The organism is Methanosphaerula palustris E1-9c (assembly GCF_000021965.1).
Classification (GTDB): Archaea; Halobacteriota; Methanomicrobia; order Methanomicrobiales; family Methanospirillaceae; genus Methanosphaerula; species Methanosphaerula palustris.
The window spans coordinates 2,903,455-2,922,917 of sequence record NC_011832.1 but is presented as its reverse complement, the minus strand read 5'-3'; the positions used below and the strand labels follow the sequence as shown (position 1 = coordinate 2,922,917).

General features: G+C 57.2%; 20 protein-coding genes and 1 pseudogene. 10 read left to right on the top strand and 11 right to left on the bottom strand.

Features of this window, described 5'->3' with window-relative positions; all coding sequences use genetic code 11:
• The first annotated feature begins 277 nt into the window (after positions 1-277).
• Complete coding sequence (locus tag MPAL_RS13970; protein ID WP_012619370.1) at positions 278-766, top strand: MogA/MoaB family molybdenum cofactor biosynthesis protein; 489 nt, start codon at positions 278-280, stop codon at positions 764-766.
• Here MPAL_RS13970 and cgi121 read toward each other — a convergent pair whose 3' ends face one another.
• The 7 genes from cgi121 to MPAL_RS13935 form a co-directional block, all read right to left on the bottom strand.
• Positions 767-1,276, bottom strand: coding sequence for a KEOPS complex subunit Cgi121 (gene cgi121 / locus MPAL_RS13965; protein ID WP_012619369.1), 510 nt, complete (start codon positions 1,274-1,276; stop codon positions 767-769).
• Positions 1,269-3,452, bottom strand: coding sequence for an ATP-dependent DNA helicase (locus tag MPAL_RS13960; RefSeq protein ID WP_012619368.1), 2,184 nt, complete (start codon positions 3,450-3,452; stop codon positions 1,269-1,271). Before MPAL_RS13960 ends, cgi121 begins: the two co-directional genes overlap by 8 nt.
• Positions 3,453-3,584: 132 nt before the next feature.
• A complete protein-coding gene (locus MPAL_RS13955) occupies positions 3,585-4,124 on the bottom strand; it encodes a KH domain-containing protein (RefSeq protein ID WP_012619367.1) in 540 nt (179 codons plus the stop codon).
• Positions 4,125-4,142: 18 nt separating this feature from the next.
• On the bottom strand, positions 4,143-4,928 hold the full coding sequence (locus tag MPAL_RS13950; protein WP_012619366.1) for a serine protein kinase RIO: 786 nt from the start codon (positions 4,926-4,928) through the stop codon (positions 4,143-4,145).
• Positions 4,925-5,875, bottom strand: a complete 951-nt coding sequence (locus MPAL_RS13945) for a tyrosine--tRNA ligase (RefSeq protein WP_012619365.1) — start codon at positions 5,873-5,875, stop codon at positions 4,925-4,927. Before MPAL_RS13945 ends, MPAL_RS13950 begins: the two co-directional genes overlap by 4 nt.
• Before the next feature lie 49 nt (positions 5,876-5,924).
• Positions 5,925-6,947 carry a type II glyceraldehyde-3-phosphate dehydrogenase gene (locus MPAL_RS13940; protein WP_012619364.1) on the bottom strand — a complete coding sequence of 341 codons (1,023 nt, stop codon included), beginning with the start codon at positions 6,945-6,947 and terminating at the stop codon, positions 5,925-5,927.
• A gap of 194 nt (positions 6,948-7,141) precedes the next feature.
• Positions 7,142-7,636 carry a DUF367 family protein gene (locus MPAL_RS13935; RefSeq protein ID WP_012619362.1) on the bottom strand — a complete coding sequence of 165 codons (495 nt, stop codon included), beginning with the start codon at positions 7,634-7,636 and terminating at the stop codon, positions 7,142-7,144.
• Between the two features lie 31 nt (positions 7,637-7,667).
• Between MPAL_RS13935 and MPAL_RS13930 the strand changes: the two genes are divergently transcribed.
• From MPAL_RS13930 to MPAL_RS13900, 7 genes are all read left to right on the top strand, one after another.
• A complete protein-coding gene (locus MPAL_RS13930) occupies positions 7,668-8,549 on the top strand; it encodes a nucleoside 2-deoxyribosyltransferase (protein WP_012619361.1) in 882 nt (293 codons plus the stop codon).
• Positions 8,550-8,679: 130 nt separating this feature from the next.
• Complete coding sequence (locus MPAL_RS13925) at positions 8,680-9,876, top strand: ammonium transporter (RefSeq protein WP_012619360.1); 1,197 nt, start codon at positions 8,680-8,682, stop codon at positions 9,874-9,876.
• A gap of 240 nt (positions 9,877-10,116) precedes the next feature.
• A complete protein-coding gene (locus MPAL_RS13920) occupies positions 10,117-10,524 on the top strand; it encodes a hypothetical protein (protein WP_048145472.1) in 408 nt (135 codons plus the stop codon).
• A gap of 299 nt (positions 10,525-10,823) precedes the next feature.
• Entirely contained in the window at positions 10,824-12,026 is a 1,203-nt protein-coding gene (locus tag MPAL_RS13915; protein WP_012619358.1) for an ammonium transporter, read from the top strand.
• Between the two features lie 12 nt (positions 12,027-12,038).
• The gene (locus MPAL_RS13910) at positions 12,039-12,368 is read left to right on the top strand and encodes a P-II family nitrogen regulator (RefSeq protein ID WP_012619357.1); all 330 of its coding nucleotides are present in this window, start codon (positions 12,039-12,041) and stop codon (positions 12,366-12,368) included.
• A gap of 136 nt (positions 12,369-12,504) precedes the next feature.
• Entirely contained in the window at positions 12,505-13,281 is a 777-nt protein-coding gene (locus tag MPAL_RS13905; RefSeq protein ID WP_012619356.1) for an MBL fold metallo-hydrolase, read from the top strand.
• Between the two features lie 2 nt (positions 13,282-13,283).
• A complete protein-coding gene (locus MPAL_RS13900; protein ID WP_012619355.1) occupies positions 13,284-14,954 on the top strand; it encodes an ATP-dependent DNA ligase in 1,671 nt (556 codons plus the stop codon).
• Between the two features lie 183 nt (positions 14,955-15,137).
• Here MPAL_RS13900 and MPAL_RS13895 read toward each other — a convergent pair whose 3' ends face one another.
• The 4 genes from MPAL_RS13895 to nadX are packed head-to-tail and all read right to left on the bottom strand — an operon-like array spanning position 15,138 to position 18,121.
• On the bottom strand, positions 15,138-16,310 hold the full coding sequence (locus MPAL_RS13895) for an Nre family DNA repair protein (RefSeq protein ID WP_012619354.1): 1,173 nt from the start codon (positions 16,308-16,310) through the stop codon (positions 15,138-15,140).
• The gene (locus MPAL_RS13890; protein WP_012619353.1) at positions 16,294-16,491 is read right to left on the bottom strand and encodes a hypothetical protein; all 198 of its coding nucleotides are present in this window, start codon (positions 16,489-16,491) and stop codon (positions 16,294-16,296) included. Before MPAL_RS13890 ends, MPAL_RS13895 begins: the two co-directional genes overlap by 17 nt.
• A 26-nt stretch (positions 16,492-16,517) precedes the next feature.
• Entirely contained in the window at positions 16,518-17,366 is an 849-nt protein-coding gene (gene nadC, locus MPAL_RS13885; RefSeq protein WP_201763852.1) for a carboxylating nicotinate-nucleotide diphosphorylase, read from the bottom strand.
• Complete coding sequence (nadX, locus tag MPAL_RS13880; protein WP_048146145.1) at positions 17,363-18,121, bottom strand: aspartate dehydrogenase; 759 nt, start codon at positions 18,119-18,121, stop codon at positions 17,363-17,365. Before nadX ends, nadC begins: the two co-directional genes overlap by 4 nt.
• Before the next feature lie 109 nt (positions 18,122-18,230).
• Between nadX and MPAL_RS13875 the strand changes: the two are divergent.
• Positions 18,231-19,147, top strand: a pseudogene (locus MPAL_RS13875) (IS481 family transposase).
• Positions 19,148-19,280: 133 nt separating this feature from the next.
• The gene (locus tag MPAL_RS16425) at positions 19,281-19,427 is read left to right on the top strand and encodes a hypothetical protein (protein ID WP_158303695.1); all 147 of its coding nucleotides are present in this window, start codon (positions 19,281-19,283) and stop codon (positions 19,425-19,427) included.
• The last annotated feature ends 36 nt before the right edge of the window (positions 19,428-19,463 follow it).

Sequence of the window (19,463 nt, the reverse complement as noted above, 5' to 3'; positions counted from 1 at the left end):
ATAATAACCTTATAACCACATCATATCACCTGGAACAATCTGTATTGTTATAGAAGGTGATCATGCTTCACTTCCAGAAGGGTCATCGAAGGAGAACAAACTTCCAGTGGAAATAAAGGGGTGGGTCCCTTTCCATGAAAAATCGTCCAATTTTTGATGCGTTTATCTGATTTCAGAATGAAGAGTAAAAAGAAACCCTTAATTGGACTTTAACTATTTCTCATGGAGAGAGATCAAGAAAAAAAATTTAATATCCTCCAGTTACGAGAGTTAGAGGATGGATTCTGAACATATCAAAGAGGTGATGATCGAAGCAGCGGTGATCACGGTGTCAACTACTCGAGACAGTATATCAGACTCCAGTGGTGCTCTAATCAGGGATCTTCTGACAGGTGCAGGGATCAGAATCTCCTATTATGTGGTGATCCCTGACCAGATCCCCCAGATCAGGGAGGAGTTTTTCACTGCTCTTAAAAAAGCCAACTGTATCATCTTCAATGGGGGTACAGGGCTCACCCATGATGACTGCACCATCGAAGCGATCACCCCGCTGCTTGAGAAAAGGATGGATGGATTTGGAGAGATCTTCCGGCAGCTCAGTCTTGAGCAGGTTGGGACTGCTGCGATCCTCTCCCGTGCTGTAGCCGGGGTCACCTCCGGAAAAGCAATCTTCTGTATTCCAGGATCGAACGGAGCAGTCACGCTGGCGACCTCTGAACTGATCATCCCGCAGATTCGACACATCGTCACTCACGCGACGCGCTAATCAGCGGTAGACTTCGAGCAGCGCAACCCGTTCAAGGACCAGTTCATTCATACGCTCTTCACCGATCACGGCTAGCTCTGTTTCAGTGATCGAGAAGAGCTTCATCAATCGAGCTCGTTTCTCGGAAGAGCTCATCTCTTCCACGACAGGTATAATGGTTATATGAGCACAGAGTGCGTCCCAGACCTCCGGCACATCAGGGCAGAGGCAGACATAACAGTGGTTCTCTCCCTTATGAATCCCGAACTCTCTCCCTACTGTGCACTGCCGTGAGCCGGCTGCATAGAGGAGTGCCTCCATCTCGAATGTCCGGGCGATCATCCGCTGTTCGCTGCAAGAACGGGCTGCATGGGCGAGAGCTGCCTCTGCATGTTTCCTGCCGGCCATCCGGTCCTGGTCAAAGAGGATGATGTGGGTCGAATTTTTTTCGGCGATCGCCCGGATGGCGACGAGCAGGTCCGCGGGATCATTGACCGTCACCACGGCCGATCGTATGCTGCATTCACTCATCGCAGCCACCAAATCCAAAGAGTGAGGTCTGTGCTTTTTTCACCAGTTCAGATGATCCCTGGAGATCGTCCTTCCGTTCCTTCGTCTCCTTCTCATCGAACTGTGAAAAGAGGGACTTCGCAACTCCTGATCCGAGGATCGAGGTGATCCTGTCGAATCCGGCCTCCTGCAGTGTAGCAGGATCGGTGATCCCGTTGTTGAAGAGCCGGCGGGCGCGGACCCGCCCGATCCCTTTCAGCCTGACCAGTGGCAGGAGCTCGCGCCGGATCCCCTGAGAAGTACAGATTTCAAGCTCCCGCACCGCCGGCGCCAGGTCCTCCCTGAACATCGCGGCCAGCCGGGCGGCGGCATGGATCAGCCAGGTCACATTGGTGACCGCCGCATAGAGGTCGCCGGGACCAACATCGTACCGCTCGCAGATGATCGCCTCGGGCACCTCGTCGGTATAGTCACTGAGGAGCATCGCAGTCTTTACCGAGCGGTAGAACTGCTCGCGGTCCTCCCAGGGGACCTGCTGCCAGAGGTCGTCCCCGTGTTCGTACAGGAACTTCTCCAGGTACTGGAGATCCTTGCTCTTCAGGTACAGGGCTGGCATGTCTGAGGTACTGCAGACCACCTGCAACAGGGCCCGATCGGAGTAGCCATCGGCCTCCAGCATCGCTCCAGAGATCGCCTCGGCGCTGAGCGGGTCGATGTACAGTCTCGAGACAAGTGCCCCGTATTCGGTCGCCTGGAGGAGATCGCCGATCTCAGTGATCATTTCGGTCTCTGTCAGGAACTTGAGCGACTGATTGACGATCGTATCCAGGGCTTTTGTGCTGGCGTGGGTAAACCCGTAGAAAGTCTGGACCAGAAATTTGCTGAGGCCCTTCCGATCCGTGGCGAACCCCGTTGCGATCAGCGAGAGGAGGTGCGAGCAGAGGGCACCCGATCGGGTGCACTGGGAGACGACCGGTTCGGCCGGGGCGTCGATGTAACGCTCGAAGAGTTCCTCGATCGACTGCTCGTTCTTGGCAATCATCACGGCTTCACCGTACGGGTCCAGGTGCGGCCGCCCGGCCCTGCCGGCCATCTGGTGATACTCGCCGACTGGGATTGGAGCCATCCCTTCGGCCCCAGAGAATCGCAGCAGGTCCCTGATGATCACTCTTCTCGCCGGCAGGTTCAGCCCGGCCGCCAGGGTCGGGGTTGAGGAGATACATCGGATCTCCCCCTTCAGGAACCCTTCCTCTATGAGTTCCCGAAACTCGCGCCTGAGGCCGGCATGGTGGAAGGCCGACCCGGTTGCGATGCAGGCTGCGAGCACCTTCTCCTGGTCAGTGGTGGCCGATTCGAGGATCCGGGCCGCGTACTCCTCCAGAACAGGACTCTTCACCCTCTTCTTGAACGCTGCGGCGGCTCGTTTCGCAAACCCTTCGGCGTTCCGTCGGGAGTTGACGAAGACCAGGCATTGCCCTCCCTCCTCGATTGTATCAATGCAGAGGTTCAGATCCTCGGTCTTGGAGGGTTCAGCCACCTCCCGTTCCCCCTGGTGGAAGTGGATCTTCCCTCGATAGAAAACCCCCTGCCGGAGGTCCACTGGCCGCCACTCGCTGGTGACGAGCCCGGCCCCGAGCCAGTCAGCCAGCTTCTTCGGGTTTCCGATGGTTGCAGAGAGGGCGATCACCTGCAGGTTCGGGATTCTGTACCGGAGCTTAGTGATTACCATCTCCAGCGTGGGGCCGCGGTCGGGCGACGCGATCAGATGAACCTCATCTACGACCAGCAGTGTCACTTGCCGAAGCCACGGAGTTTTGTTCCGGAGGAGCGAGTCGACCTTCTCGGAGGTGGCGATGATGATATCGTTGGCACCCAAAAATTCGTCGCGCCGGTCGAGATCTCCAGTGGAGATCCCGACCTTCACCCCCTTTCCTGAGAACTCCCGAAACTTCTCGCCAGCCAGCGCTCTGAGCGGTACGATATACAGGCATTTCCCGCCATTGGCGACCTGGGCATGCATGGCCAGCTCGGCGACCAGCGTCTTGCCGCTCGCGGTCGGTATCGCCACGAGCAAACTCTTCCCGGAGAAGATTCCTTCGTCGACACAGGCGGCCTGTGGAGGGTAAAGGTCAGTGATTCCCTTCTCTTCACAGTACTCAATAAGCGGCGCGGGCACCGGCAATGATGCTATCTTCATCAGAACCCCTTTAAATCCACTGCAATTACTTCAAATACCAGTTCGCTGATCGAATAAACCTCAAAAATTACGCTTCTCTCTCCAGTGGAAATAAAGCATAAATTGGGGTGGGATCCGGATATCTAGTCCGGATCAGTAGTAGTAACTGAGCATGTCCTGCTTCAGTTCCTTCTTCTTGCGATCCAGAAATGCAAAGACACTCTCGTGCGGGATTCCTTTTATCAGCATCTCGATCCCGGCACGGGCGTTTTTGACCTGGTCGGGTAGCCCGATGATCGCCACCGTCTTCCCATAGACCGAGAGGTAGGTGCTGGTCATCGTCTCGATCTGTTCGCGGGAACTTCCGTCCCTGCCGATGATCCGTCCACGCAGCCGATCCAGCTGTCTCTGCGTATCCCCGGTGGACGAGAGCTCGATCACATCGAGGATCATGTCCTCGTCATCAAGGAGGGTGAACGCATGCGCCGGGGAGAACCCCCGGTTGATCGCCCTGATCACCTCGCCGGCCAGCAGTACGCCGACTGCGTCCTCGCCCTCCACCTTCACCATTCCTTCATCGCTGTTGATGGTGATCGATGACGAGGTCCGCTCCTCGAGCTCCCGCTTGGTCGCCCCTGCCTTTCCGATCAGAACCCCGACTCTGTTCCCTGCAATCTTTGACTCCTGTATCATCGCCTTCTCCTTCCTCTTTTATGGTTCATAGTCGTTGCTGATTCCGGTGACTGCGGTGAAGATCTCTCTCTCCTCCATCACCTCAGTCTTTGTTCTGAAGAACCTGTTGATATTCTGGATATCCCTGACCAGGAACCGCAACGCCTGCGGGTGGTCGAGGGTGACCGACTGGCCCATATCTATCATATATACCTGATCCCCGTACAGGATATTATATTCGCTCAAATCTGCATGAACCAGTTTGGCACCGGTATACAGCGTCTTGATGTAGCCGATGATCGTCTCGTAGGTGGCGGCCGGGTCCTCAAGGGTCGCGTTTCGGAGCTGGGGATAGGGCTGTTCATCCTTACCGAGGAACCCGATCAGCAGGATGTTCCTGTCCCAGATCAATGGTTTCGGAACTGGGATTCCAGCCTCGTCGGCCCTTTTAAGGTTCGAAAACTCCTTCTTCGCCCAGGCAAAGATCAGGGCTTTGCGAGAGGAACCAATCCCCGAGAACCGCCGGTCTCCGGTCATATACACCCCCATCGTCGTGAAGTTTGCAGATCTGACCCGGTAGATCTTCAGGGCGATCGGCTCCCCGTCATGCTCGGCATAGAAGACATTTGCCTCCTTGCCGGTGCTTATCGCGCCTCCGATCACTGAGAGGTGCTTCTTGTGAACCAGTTTGTACAACGCAAGCAGTGTCACATCGTCGAAGACATCGTCCCGTACCTTGAACTGGTTGGCGTCCTTGATCCGGACACCCATCGCAGCGATCTCGTCGTCGAAGCGGTCCTGCAGATCGTCGCGGTGGGTGATCACGGATGAGACTCCAGGTACTCGCGGACCGGCCGAAGGAGTTCGATCATGTACTCGCCGGCCGCCCTCTTCAGATCGGCCGGGTGAATGGCTCCGGACCCGTAGGCCTCGCTGAGCGCCTCGTATGAGGTGAAGGTCAGGTCGCCACCGAACTTTTCGGGCCGGTGAAGGGTGATCTCGTTGAATCGCGGGAAGAGGTGGTACTGGAGCATCTGCAGCACCGGGTTCTCCTCGATCTCCTTGGGGCAGTAGGCCTTATTCATCTTCTTTCTGATCGACTCCTCATCCTCGGCGACGGATATATAGTTTTTCTGCGACGAGGACATCTTCTTCCCGTCGAGCCCGTTCAGGATCGGGGTGTGCAGACAGACGGGGGTCGGGTAACCGTGGCCGGGCAGGTACTCCCGTGCCAGCATGTGGATCTTCCGCTGGTCGATCCCGCCGACCGCGGCGTCGACTCCGAGGGTTGCGATGTCGGTGATCTGCATTATTGGGTAGACCATCTGCGAGACGGTCGGGTGCTCCATCTGCCGGCCGACCTCGTCCATCGAGCGGGTGGCCCGGTTCAGCGTTACCTCCTGGGAGATCTTCAGCATTAGCAGTTCGTACTCAGGAGAGAGCTGCAGGTCCGAGCCGAGCACATAGGTGACATCGACGAGGCCGAGCCCTTCAAAGCATTTTCTGTTGTACTCTGCCAGGGTTCGCACCTCCTCCATCGTCCCCTTCCGGTTCAGGAAGGCATGTAGGTCCGCCAGCAGCACCACGATCTCAAAGCCGACCTTCTTCAGGTCGAGCAGCTTGTTCACGGTCACCAGGTGGCCGAGGTGGACCTCGCCGCTTGGTTCGTATCCGGCATAGACCTTCCGCCCTGGCTTCTTTAAGAGAGCTGAAAGTTCTTCGTCGGTGACAACCTCAACAGTGTTCCGTGTCACAAGCGAGTATGGATCCATAGAAAAAGAATGGGCGGGGAGAGGCTTAATAGGTTATTCACGCCCGGGATCAGATCGCCGTGAATCCGAGGGCCTTGTTGGTGATCGCGATCGAGGTCTCGGCGTCTGTAACCTCGCCAATCATCGCCCGGATCGCGTCGACGTTCTCGACGACCACGTCGGCCTCCTGGTGGATCGCCTGGTACAGGCAGACTTCGTGCCCGTCCACCACCGAGACCGAATCCTGGAAGATCCCGTTCTCCCAGAGGTCGGCCCTGGACCTGCCGAGGTCCTGCATGTACTCCTTAAGCTGGGCGGTGCTGGTGATGCCGGTCGCAGGGCGCACCAGCCCGAGCCTTGGGTGGGATTCGATCAACTGGATGATCTCCTCGCGGTCTGCCTCCTTCTCGGTTTCGATCATCACTACGTGCATATGCATGAAGGTGGTCGGGACGATCAGTGCGGCCGTGGTGATCGGGATCGTCGGGAGCACGCTCTGGACATCGGGGCCGTGGTGGCTCGGCACTGTCACCGGGTCGAGGACGATCGCGTCGACAGGTCCCCGCTTGATCTCGCCGGGGTCCGAGGCACGCCGGATCATCGTGGCCCGGACCTTCTTCACCCCGTAAGCGGTATCGACCAGGTGGATGATCCGACAGAGACCGGTGGTATTGCAGGAGACGACCCGGACGAACTGCCGGCCGATGGCCTTGGCATAGTTGCAGGAGGAGTTGAACGAGAACCCGGCCAGCAGGTGCTTCTCGCCGCCCTGGTAGATCACACGCACACCGAGTTTCTCGTACAGGGGTTTGTTCTTGGCACCGACCCCGCCAGGAGTCGCGTCCACCACCACGTCGGCTCTAGTCAGCATCTCCTCGACAGAGCCGGCAACCCGAATCCCTGCCTTCTCAAAGTCGGGCTTTCTGCCGATATCTGCGATATATAGCGGGTATCCACGGCTCTGGGCGACGAAGGCCTCGGCACTTGGAGAAGTCTTGGAGACCCCGATGATCTCCATGTCGGGCTGAGCGGCGACGGCGTCAGCGACACGTTTTCCGATGGTGCCGTATCCATTGATGGCGACTTTGATCATGCAAGTTAGATTGGCATCGATTATTTAAAGGTATGTGCCTCTGAGGTGGTGGCCTTCTGATGGGCGATGCAGCCGGCGGTCGCGTTCAGCAGGATGGAGAGGAGAAGGGATACAGATTTTGATCTCATGGGTTGTCTCCAGAAGTCTATCGTATGATCTGATCAGTATTTGATATATTCAATGTTCTGCCAGGTTCAGTCCAGATATGTGGCCTGTATCGCCACTACCTCGGCCGAGTCCTTGGCCGCGGCATACAGATCGAGCGGCTCCTCGTTCACCTCAAGGAACCGGATCCCCCAGTTGATCTTGGCGAGCACCGCCCTGGCCTGATCCTGCTCGCCCATGATGAACAGGGCCGCGGCGATCGCCTCCACCGAGGTGAGTCGGAACGGCCTCCCGAAGTTCACCGGGTTGGCCGCGACCAGGAATGGGAGGGCACGGTGGAGCCTGAAGGAGGTGAACGCCCCGGTGTCGAGCACTTCCCAGGAGCAGTCGAGCGCCGTAATCGATCTGACCATCCTGTCGGCAGGGGAGAGGGCCTGCTCTGCGGTTGGGTCGAGTATCAGGGTGCTCCTGGGGATCGCCGGGATCGTCGTGACGATCTTGATCAGCCCGAACTTCTCAAGCTTCTTGACAGTGCACTTCTTCGGGTCGCATGAATTGTCCCTGTATGCATAGAGAGGGATCATCTATCTTCTGTGGGAATCCAACAGACTAATAATGTACGTGCTGGTTTGCCCCTGCATCCTCGATCCCTCCTTCCGAGCCCGTGGCATCACCGACGAGGAGGACCGTTTGTGGTTTACGAAGGTCCGGGCGCGATGCGAAACGCTTGGAATCGAGATGGTCCCTCTCCCCTGCCCAGAGACGATCCACCTCGGCTGGGATCGCAAGCCGGGGACATTTCTGGAACGGCTCGATACCCCGGCTTTTGCTGCCCTGCTGGCCCGGTTGGAGAGGAAAATCCGGGCTCTGATCAGGGTTCGGGGTCCTCCCCTCTGCATCGTTGGGGTGAACTCGTCGCCGACCTGTGGGGTGGACCGGACCTACTATGGCGGCGACCCGCCGAAGAGGTCGGGTCCTGGAGTATGGCTGGCCCGGTTCCCCGATATCCCAGTGTATGATGTCACCTCCTTTGGAAGGTACCGGGTCTACTTGGCTGCGCCACTCTTCTCCGAAGGGGAACGGATGTACAACCGGCTGGTCCGGGACCAACTTGTTAGGGCCGGCCAGCAGGTCCACCTTCCACAGGAGATCGGTGACGACTTTTCATCGCGTGACTTGGGGATTACCAGAGTCATCTTTTCAGAGAACCTGAACGTTCTCCGCGACTCTGATCTCGTCGTCGCGGTGATCGACGGGGCTGATACCGACTCCGGAACAGCCTGGGAGGTCGGGTATGCTTACGCTTGTGGTATTCCGGTGGTTGCGCTTCGGACCGACTTCAGGTCAGTCGGGGTCGATGAACGGGTGAACCTGATGCTTGAGCAGTCTGCGGTGGTGGTGACCGATCGCAAAGACCTTGTCAGTCACCTTTCATCACCACTCATGCTCTTCTCCGGGCCAGATGAGACTGCAGAAACGGTCCGTTCAACACTATAAATACGTACAGCGCCAACCTTGCAGAGAGATCCAGATTTATCTGGAACGAGAAGGAAGTGGCGTTCTATGGATACCAGAACAGGGCTTAAATGGCGAAGTGGAGTGGGATCTCCGGGATGGGGGGTAGACGATGGCGCTTGATACCGGCACCACGGCATGGTTGCTGATCGCGACGGCGCTCGTGATGTTCATGACCCCCGGTGTCGGTCTCTTCTATGGCGGAATGGTCAGGCGGAAGAACTTCATCTCGATGATCGCCCTTTCGTTCATTGCTCTGGCGGTTGTGACCGTCCAGTGGGTATTCATCGGCTATTCGCTCGCGTTCGGCCCTGACATTGGCGGAGTGATCGGCGGGCTGCAGTTTATTGGGCTACACGGGGTCGGCCTCGACCCCGGTGCCGGCACCTATCCTCCGATCCTCTTTGCGGCCTTCCAGCTCACCTTCGCCGCGGTCACGCTGGCTGTGATCACCTCGGCCTGTGCCGAGCGGGTGAAGCTCACTTCGTTCATCGTACTGGCTCTGCTCTGGACCACGCTGGTCTATGACCCACTGGCCCACTGGGCGTGGGGCGGCGGTTGGGAACAGATGCTCGGTTCGATCGACTTCGCCGGCGGCACGGTCGTCGAGATCAACTCCGGGTTCAGCGCCCTTGCACTGGCGTTCGTCATCGGGAAACGGGTCGGGTTCGGTGAATACTCGATGGAACCACACAACATCCCGATGGCCCTGCTCGGAGCTGCGATCCTCTGGTTCGGGTGGTTCGGGTTTAATGCCGGATCCGCCCTGGCGGCTGACGGGATCGCTGCCAACGCATTCATGGTCACCAACGTTGCAGCTGCTGTCGGGGCGCTTGCTTGGCTCTTCACCTCCTGGCTCCATAACCGTCCCTCCTCCCTCGGGATGGTGACCGGGGCGGTGGCAGGTCTGGTCGCCATCACCCCGGCTGCAGGTTACGTCGACTCGCTCGCCGCGGTGGTGATCGGTGGAGTGGCGGGGGTGCTCTGCTACAAGGCGATGCTCTTCCGGATAAATATCGGTTATGATGAGTCCCTGGACGCCTGGGCAGTCCATGGGGTTGGGGGGCTCTGGGGAATGTTGGCGACTGGGATCTTCGCGACGGTCGCAGTGAATAAGTATTCCGGACTGCTGGAGGGGAATATCGATCAGTTCCTTCATAATGTGCTCGCTGCCGGGGTGGTATTGGTCTATGCCTTTGTGGCCAGTTATCTGATCGGCTGGGTGGTGGACAAAACGATGGGTCTCCGGGTCTCTGAAGATGAGGAGTATGTCGGCCTCGACATATCCCAGCATGGGGAACGGATCTGAAATGACCCCTTCCCTTCCTATGGAAGAAATCGGGCGGGAATGATCCCTTCCCTTTGCCGCTGATCAGATGTACGGGGGTGGCCGGCACCGGGGACCGGATCAGTTTTTCGTCGTCAGATGATCTGAACGGGATGCACCTCTCTGAGTCTTCTGTTCTGTCGATGACCACGATCCGCTGCCGATCCCTGTCGAACCCTGAAAACAGCAGATTTTTACGCTCTCTGAACGACAGTTGGTACTGTGAAGATTGTGAAGGGACGTACGCAACTGCTCGGCCTAGCTGGGGGGCTGCTGCTGGTCATCGGATGTTTCTCGCCGGTTATGAGTACACCGATGGGAATGGTCACGATGATGCTTGCCGGGAATACGCTCGGCAGAATCCTGTTGATCATCGCGATCGTCTCGCTGGTGCTGACGATCATTAGAAAGTACCGGTACCTGCTGGCCACCGGGCTTGTTTCGTTGGGGGTGGTTGGGTATGAACTTTACCAGTTCCAGACCCAGATCGGGCAGCTGAAGGCCGGGGGTGCAGCCAGTGCCGTCGCCCAGACGCTGGCCCAATCAGTCCAGTTCTCATGGGGCTGGATTCCGCTTTTTCTCGGCGCCCTGTTGATCCTACTCTCCGGAGTGCATGGATACCGGCGCTGATTCTCTCCTCTTTTTTTTGCGCGGTTGCTAATAAGGATAGATCTCTCTCTCTTCCGGATGCTCCTTTTGATCAGGATCTGATATATTCTCAATTTTTCTGTCATCCTCCTCTCATCTGATATGTTGAACCCAGGTGTTCCGTCTCGTGCGATTTTAGTTAATTTTATATATATAGGAAGTTAACTTCCTTCCATCAAAGGTTGGTACAGCCTTTGAACCCTACGGAGGCAGCAGGCTTATTTAGTCTGTTGACTACGCATCACAATTACCAGATGATCACAGAATTATGAGGTATTAATATGGTATTGGATTCAGGTGCAACTGCATGGATACTGGCCGCGACGGCCCTGGTCTTCGTCATGACCCCGGGCGTCGGGTTCTTTTACGGCGGCATGGTTAGACGAAAAAATTTCATCTCGATGATTGCTCTCTCGTTCCTCGCGTTCGCGCTGGTGAGTGTGCAGTGGGTGATCTGCGGCTACTCACTCGCGTTTGGCCCGGATATCAGTGGGTTCATCGGCAATCTGGACTATGTTCTGATGAACAACGTCAGCATGGATGCTGGGGATCTGATCTACCCACCGATACTCTTCGTGATGTGGCAATTGGTCTTTGCGACGGTCACCCTTGCGATCCTGACCTCGGCCTGTGCCGAGCGGGTGAAACTCAGTTCGTTTATTGTGCTCGGGCTGCTCTGGACCACGCTGGTCTATGATCCGCTGGCCCACTGGGCCTGGGGTGGTGGCTGGGCGATGACTCTCGGTTCACTCGACTTTGCCGGTGGCACGGTCGTTCACATCAGTTCAGGGTTTGGGGCACTGGCCCTTGCACTGGTGATCGGAAAAAGGATTGGTTTCGGGAAGTATGCCATGGAGCCGCACAACATCCCGATGACCCTACTTGGTGCTACCATGCTCTGGTTTGGGTGGTTCGGATTCAACTCGGGTTCGGCCCTGACCGCAGACGGTCTCGCTGGGAGTGCATTCCTAGTTACTAACACTGCGGCTGCGATCGGTGCGCTGGCCTGGCTCGGCGCTTCCTGGATCCATGGCAAACCATCCTCGCTTGGGATGGTCAGCGGTGGGATCGCAGGTCTGGTCGCCATCACCCCTGCAGCCGGGTTCGTCGACACCAAGGCGGCTCTTGTGATCGGTGCGGTTGCCGGTGTGCTCTGCTATGGGTGCATGCTCCTCCGGATCGGGCGGGGTCTTGATGAATCTCTGGACGCCTGGGCTATCCATGGGATGGGTGGTCTCTGGGGTGCCCTGGCAACTGGTATCTTCGCCACGGCCGCAGTGAACAAGTACACTGGTTTGATCTATGGGAACGTCGACCAGTTCATCCACAATGCGATGGGTGCCTTCGCGGCGGTTGCGTATGCGTTTGTGGTCACCTACATTCTTGCAACGATTGTGGACAAGATTATGGGTCTCCGGGTCTCTGAAGATGAGGAATATGTCGGTCTCGACATCTCCCAGCATGGGGAGCGGATCCCCAACTGAGGTGAACAGACGATGAAGATGATCAATGCAATCATCAGGCCGGAACGGCTTGACTTTGTCAAGAAAGCCCTGGAGGACCAGGGCTATTACGCAATGACCGTCACCGAGGTGAGAGGTCGCGGCGAACAGAAGGGGATCTCACTCCAGTTCCGCGGGGGAAAGATGTCGGTCGATATGCTCCCGAAGATCAAGATTGAGATAGTCGTCGAGGATAAGGACGTCGACAAGGCACTCGGAACGATCTGTGCGGCAGCACGGACCGACAAGATCGGGGACGGAAAGATCTTCGTGTTGCCGGTGGAGCGGTCGGTCCGGGTCAGGACGGGGGAGGAAGTAAAATAACTCTTCTCCCTAATGTTTCAGCCACCTCCTCTCGAAGAACTCTTTTGTAAATATTCGGTCCGAAGGACCGATCCCTTTTTTCCCACTCTCTGTGACGAACAGAACCCTGATATTTCTCCCTCTCCAACGATACTCTATGAAGGTCACTGCCCTTGGAAGTGGCAGCAAGGGCAACTGTATGCTGATCGAAGGCGAGAGCGGCTCGCTGTTGGTCGATGCAGGGCTCGCAGCCCGGGAGATTCAGACTCGCCTCGCCCTGGTCGGGGCTGATCCCGGCTCGATTGAGGCAATTCTTGTCACGCATGAGCATACCGATCATATCAGAGGTCTCGACGTGATGGCCCGGCGGTTCGACCTTCCGATCATCGCGACCGGTGGAACCCTGGCCGAATTCTTTCTCCACCGGAAGGTCTCCAAGAAGACGGTCACGACGATCACCTGCCATCCCGGGACGACCCTCGAGATCGGAGATTTTTCTATCGAGCCATTTTCAATCTCACACGACGCTCAGGACCCGTGTGGGTACTGTATCGAAGAAAAGAGTTCCCGACTTGGGTATTGTACTGACACCGGCGTCCTCTCTGGAGAGGTGATTGAACTCTTCAGACGGTGTGACGGCCTGGTCCTGGAGAGCAACCACTGCCCCCAGATGCTCGAGGACGGACCGTACCCGGCGATGCTGAAACGGCGAATCCGGTCACGCCGCGGCCACCTCTCCAATGAGCAGGCCAGCGCCTGTCTGCAGCTGCTCGGGCATGACATCGGTGCGGTGATGCTGGCTCACCTCTCCGAGACCAACAATACCCCTGCGATCGCTGAGGAGTGTGCCCGGGTCGCGCTCGGCCTCTTCGTCGATGATGTTGCCCTGCAGGTCGCCCTGCAGGAGACGATTTCGGCCCCGATGGAGATCTGAGCGTGCAGTTCTCGATCTTTGCTCAGACCTGCGCCGCCCTCGAAGCACAGAACGGCCGCCTCGAAATGAAGCATGCGATCAGCGTCATTCTCCCGTCCCTCTCTGGAGAGGACCTACCGATCTTCATCCGGTTCCTGATGGGAAAGATCTTCCCTGACTGGTCGCCGCAGAAGCTCGGGATCGGTCCGAACCTGCTCTACGAGGCGGTGGCCTACGTGGCAGGGACGAAGAAGACGGCCCTGGTCGACCTGATCAACAGAACCGGAGATGCAGGGCTTGCTATCGAACAGTTCCTTGCCACTAAGGAGCAGACGGCCTTCTTCACCGAGGACCCGAGTCTCGCCGAGGTCTACGCGGCCTGCACCCGGATCGCTGCCTCTGCAGGAGGCCGGTCCCAGCGCGAACGGTTGCTGGTCCTCCGACAACTCTTCGGTAACGTATCCCCCTTCGAGGCGCGGTATCTGGCCAGACTGATCCTCGGCGAGCTTCGGATCGGTATCGGGGAGGGGACGGTCCGGGATGCCATCGCTGAGGCCTACACGGTCGAACCGGCGCAGGTCGAGCATGCGATGCAGGCGCTCAATGACCTCGGCGAGGTGGCCCTTCGGGCCAGAGAGGGTGAGGAGGGACTGATCCACCTGAGCATCGCCCCGTTCAGGCCGGTGAAGATGATGCTCGCTCAGGCAGGGACGACGATCCCAGAGATGCTGGCTGCTCACGGCGAGGTGGCCGTGGAGTTCAAGTACGACGGAACCCGGTTCCAGTTCCATAAAGAGGGGAAGACCTGCCGGATCTACTCCCGGAAACTCGAGGAGGTGACCGATGCCGTTCCCGAAGTCGGCGAGGCCCTGCTCGGAGCCACAGACCATGACGTGATTCTGGACGGCGAGGTGATCGCTATCGGGGCTGACGGCCGGCCGCTCCCGTTCCAGACCGTGCTCCGGCGTTTCCGGCGCAAGCACGGGATCGCGGCCGCCCGGGAGGCGATCACCCTGGTTCCAAGGGTCTTCGACATCCTGTACCGCGATGGCGAGACCCTGATCGACCTGCCATTCCAGAGCCGGCGTGCGATCCTATCAGCAACGATCGGTCCGGAGTACCTCGCCCCGCAGCAGGTGCTCTCCAGTGCCGAGGCGGTCGACCTTCTCTACCTGGAGGCTATGGCCGAGGGGCACGAAGGGGTGATGCTCAAGGATCTCCTTTCCCTGTACTCCCCAGGAGTCCGGGGGAAGCACTGGGTGAAGATCAAACCCGAGGTGGAGACCCTCGACCTTGTCGTCATCGGTGCTGAATGGGGCGAAGGACGGCGCGCCAGGACCTTCGGTTCGTTTCTACTTGCCTGTCTGGATCAGGGGGTCTTCCGGGCGGTCAGCAAGGTGGCCACTGGCATATCAGACGAGCAGCTGCAGGAGCTGTACACGCTCTTCAAAGACCAGGTGATTGCTGAATCAGGGAACACCGTCACCTTTGAACCAACGGTGATCTTCGAGGTCGGCTACGCCGAGATCCAGAAGTCCCCGTCGTACGAGAGTGGGTACGCCCTCAGATTCCCGCGTTTTGTCCAGGTCAGAGACGACAAGGCGGTAGAGGAGATCGAGACCCTTGAGAGCCTCACCACTCGGTACCTGGCGCAGAAGACCCAGGCGAACGGACAGCCTGAGTTCACGTTATAGTCGAAAACCTGACGGTTGATACCTTTCAGGTTTCAAAATATCTGGTTCCCCAAAAAGGGGAAAGCGGATATGAGAAAAATTGATAAGATTTTTCGAAGGTCTTGAACGCATCCAATCCTAAATGGACTATTCTTCACCTTTTTTGAGTCTACGATTGGTCAAAGAAGGTGCGTTCAACACTTTTTAAAAGAAGTCCTGCAGTCGCCGCTGCGTCTTGAGCCTGGGCAGCAATGTGCTCGCCGAGACCCAAGCCTCGTCACCGATGATTCTACTGACGGCTACGGCTCCCTCGGCCACCGTCTGGTACCGCTCCGGCGGTGACTGCATCGCCTTTCTCGTCGCCTCACGGATCACCCAGGTTCCGAGCGGCGCCCAGTACTCGCCTGAGACCGACCTGACCACCAGGATCTGCGCCGTTCGTCTGATCCCGGTTAGATACTCGTTCACTGCGAGTCGGGCCGAGTAGTAGGCCCCTGCGATCGGTGAGTAGCCCTTTTTCGCCTTCTCTCCTTCACCGTCGGCCACGATCACGTCGGCCGTGCCCGCCCAGAGGCTGTTTTTCCGCCACTGCTCGACCATCTCGTACCGCCACCCACCCGGTGCCAGCAACACGGCGATCTGGTTGCCATAGAGCTTCCCTCCAAAGACCAGCACCTCCTCGATCGGGGGGAACCGACCGATCTCCTTCTTCTGTGCTTTTCCAAGCATATCGTCGACGGCGGTGATCGCCCATCTGGTTGGCACGACCGTCGGTTTTTTGCCGAGCAGTCCGGCCGAGAGGATATTCTGGATCTGATAGACATCGATCGAGGAGGTGTAAAGCTCCTGAACCCCGTCCGTGGCACCGAGATCAGTGTCGGAGGTGACCCGGTCGACCACCCGCGGGACTGTGGCGTTGTCGATCACGTCCAGGTTCTCGACGGTCCCGCTCCGCCCGATTGGAGTCAGCACCCCGTCGAACTTCAGGTCGAAGGAGACCGGGCGTTCAAAGGTCACCTCGACATCAAGCGGGTGGGAAGAGAGAGCGATCTCCTGCATGCTCGCTTTCATCCGCGGGATCGCTGCCTTCGCATTGATGGTGGCCGCTCGGAGGCCGATGATCTCCTCGATGTCGAGACCTGCCCTGATCCAGTCAGTCGGTTTGTCCGAGTCCCCGATCAGCAGCGGCCCGCCCCGGACCTCGGGGTAGTTGTAACTGCCGACGAAGACCGAGGGGGAGGCCCCCATGTACGACGAAACCGGGGTCAGCGCAGCCTGGGTATGGAACCTGCTGACGATCGGGCAGCGGGGGAGCCCGCAGAGCCCCTTCCCCTTGCAGACCGCACACCGCATCCCCCCGTCAGGCACTTCTTCCATCCGGGACCATCCACCCAGTATCGAATCGTGCACCGCATTCAGGGCAGATCAGGATCACCAGCAGTCCTCCCTCCGTTCTGAGAAGAGATGTATGAAAACCGAGTTTGTATCCGCAGGCAGGGCAGACCCGGAACTCGTCGCCGGGGGTGATCGCCCTGATCGCTTGCCAGATATCAGCCATACTGCTCCTTGTGCCCTTCTGTTATATCAGGCTCTCTTCTCTGGCAGGATGTCCAGGCTCAGGTTGAGGTTTCTGACTGAGTGGGTCAGCTCTCCGATCGAGATCAGGTCGACCCCGAGACGGGCGTACGCCTGCAGATTGTCGGCTGTGATCCCACCGGAGACCTCGATCTGCACCTGCTTCCGTAGTCCCTCTGCTTCCAGTGCAGCCAAAGTCTCACCGACCACTTCAACTGGCATGTTATCGAGGAGAACCTGATCTGCCTCACATCGGGCCGCCTCTACGGCCGCCGCAGTCGTCTCAGCCTCGACCTCGATCGTCTTGTAGCAGGAGAACTGCCTGGCACGGGCGATCGCTTCGGCGACCGGGACCAGAGCCAGGTGGTTGTCCTTGATCAGTACGGCATCGCTGAGCGAGAACCTGTGCGGTTCCCCGCCACCGAGGATCACAGCTTTCTTATCCAGTAGCCGGAGGCCGGGAACGGTCTTTCTCGTTGCCGTAATCCGGGCTTGGCTCTGGACGGCCTTTACGAGGCTGCAGCAGGCCGCGGTCCCGGTCGCGATCCCACTCATCCTTCCCATCAGGTTCAGCACGGTCCGTTCGACCAGCAGCACTGATGCGGCCCTGCCGGTCAGGTCGAGCACCCCGGTGCCGTCCGTGACCATCGAACCGTCCGTAACAAGGGGGGTGGCCATAATACCTTCTGCAGAGCAGAGCATCATCGCCTCCTCAAGTCCTGCGATCACCCCGTCCTCCTTCGCCCTGACCAGTGCCCTGCAGGTCGTCTCGGGCGGTACGATCGCCTCAGTGGTGATATCTCCAAACGGTGCGTCTTCTTCTAGAAATCGCTGCAGGTACTCCACCGTCACCTTCACGTGCCCACCACGATCGGCTCGTCCAGGTTCTTCAGGAGTGTCAGAATCGAAAGGGCCGCTAAGTAACTGGTCGCTGGATTGTCCGGGCTTGGGATATTTCTGACCCGGATGTAGGCGTCCCCAAACTTCCCTTCCATGGTGATCTCATGGATGTTCCGGTCCACGGCCGGGTCGGCGAAGAGCTCGACGTCCACGTCCTTGCCTGAAGCCAGCGTCAAGGCTACCGAGACGTTCAGGTTCTTTGGGAAGGCCCTGATGCAGTCCCCGGCCCTGCCATGGAAGATCTCGGTCTTCTCGGTCAGCTCAAGGCCGAGCGACTTCGGGTTCTTGGTGGTCCGGAGGAGTACCCGGTCGATCCCACCGATCTGCCCGATCTTTGCATTGTCCAACCCCATCACCGCCCCGCTTGGGATCCTGACCTTTCGATGGTGCTCGATCGCTATCTCACGGATCCGGGAATAGAACTCCTGATCTGAGAAGGCTCCGACACTCATGACGATCATATCCTTGCCGCTTACAAGGATCTGCTCTGCATACCGCATCACGGCCCTGACCGAGGCTGCCTCGACGACTAAATCCATATCTGCGTTGAGGAACTCGTCGAAGTCCTGATAGGGTCTGCCATTACAACAGGTGGCCAGGTCCAGTGCCCTCTCATGGAGGATATCATACAGTGCGACGATCTCGACGCCTTCCCTGTATTTGGCGATGAGATGCCCGATATTGCCACAGCCAAGCAACCCTATCCTGATCATTGTGTACATGTGGTGGGCGTCAGCGGTTAAGGATTGTGTTCGCTGGAATGACTGTACAATCCTGAAAGTATTTCTTATATCTGACATTGAACCGAAGACGAGTTCAACGATGAAGTTGACCCGGAAGAAGATACAGTGGATAATCCGTCAGAAGGAAAAGAAAGAATCTTCCGGGATAATAGCGAAGATCCAGCACATAACGAGGAGGCGCGTGGATCAACTCTGGAAACAGTATCGTGAAACAGGGGTAGTTCCAATCATCGGAGAGGCAAGGGTCGGCCGAAGAAACCGATAACCACTGAGGAATCAATCGTGATAGACAAAGTGTACCGACGAATCCAGTACGGAGCAAGGATGTTGGAAACACTCATCTTGAAGATCTATGGCTTAATTATTTCTCATAACCGGATACACAGATACCTGATGGATCGGGGACTCGCCAGAAGTTGAAGTATCAAAACGAAAACAGCGGAAATGGGTGGCGGTATGAGCGAAAGCATAGCATGTCAGCTGGACACATCGATTGGCATGAAGATGTAATCAGTGGATTCAAGATCTGTGCGGTTCTGGATGACTCTTCACGAAAGATCCTGGCAATCGATGAATTTGCTACAGTCAACACGGAAAATACAATAGCCGTTGTTGAACGAGTAATTCAGGAATATGGGCCAATATACCCACTTCGTGAACTGATTATGGATCATGGCAGCGAGTTTGGGGCGCATCGAAGAGACGAGAATGGAGATTGGGACAGTGAATTCAAACAATATCTCGGAACTCATGATATCCGACCGATTCTTGCTCGAGTAAAACATCCCCAAACAGATGGGAAGATTGAGAAATGGTTCGATACCTATAATAGGTTCCGATATAAGTTTGCTTCTCGATGAATCCATTGTCTGGTACAATAACCGACCTCATGGCAACCTGGATTTTGATAATCTTGAATCCCCGGAACTCGCCTTCTGGAGAAGATTACCTCAAGAGGCTATCCTCGGTATCGATATCAGAGTTTTCGGTTGGTGACTTGATGAAACGTTCAAATTATCTTAAGAGGTTAGCTATTAACCTCCAGAAACAGCCCTCTGTTTAAAAGGAGTTTATATACGGAATCGTCTAAAGAAGGGAATAAAAGCTATCCTCTTAAGTTAAGATCTGTGTGAAATACTTTCAGGACTGTACATTGACCAACAAATTCCGGCTTTTGGATATATCAGGCGTCTTCCTCGCGGTGGAGAAGGGGCAGGCTCCGATGCTGATGATCCAGTTGACGATCTTTGTTGATACAGTCGTTGACACAGACTGACTTCCAGGCCGGCCTGAGATCAGGCATCACCGGCCG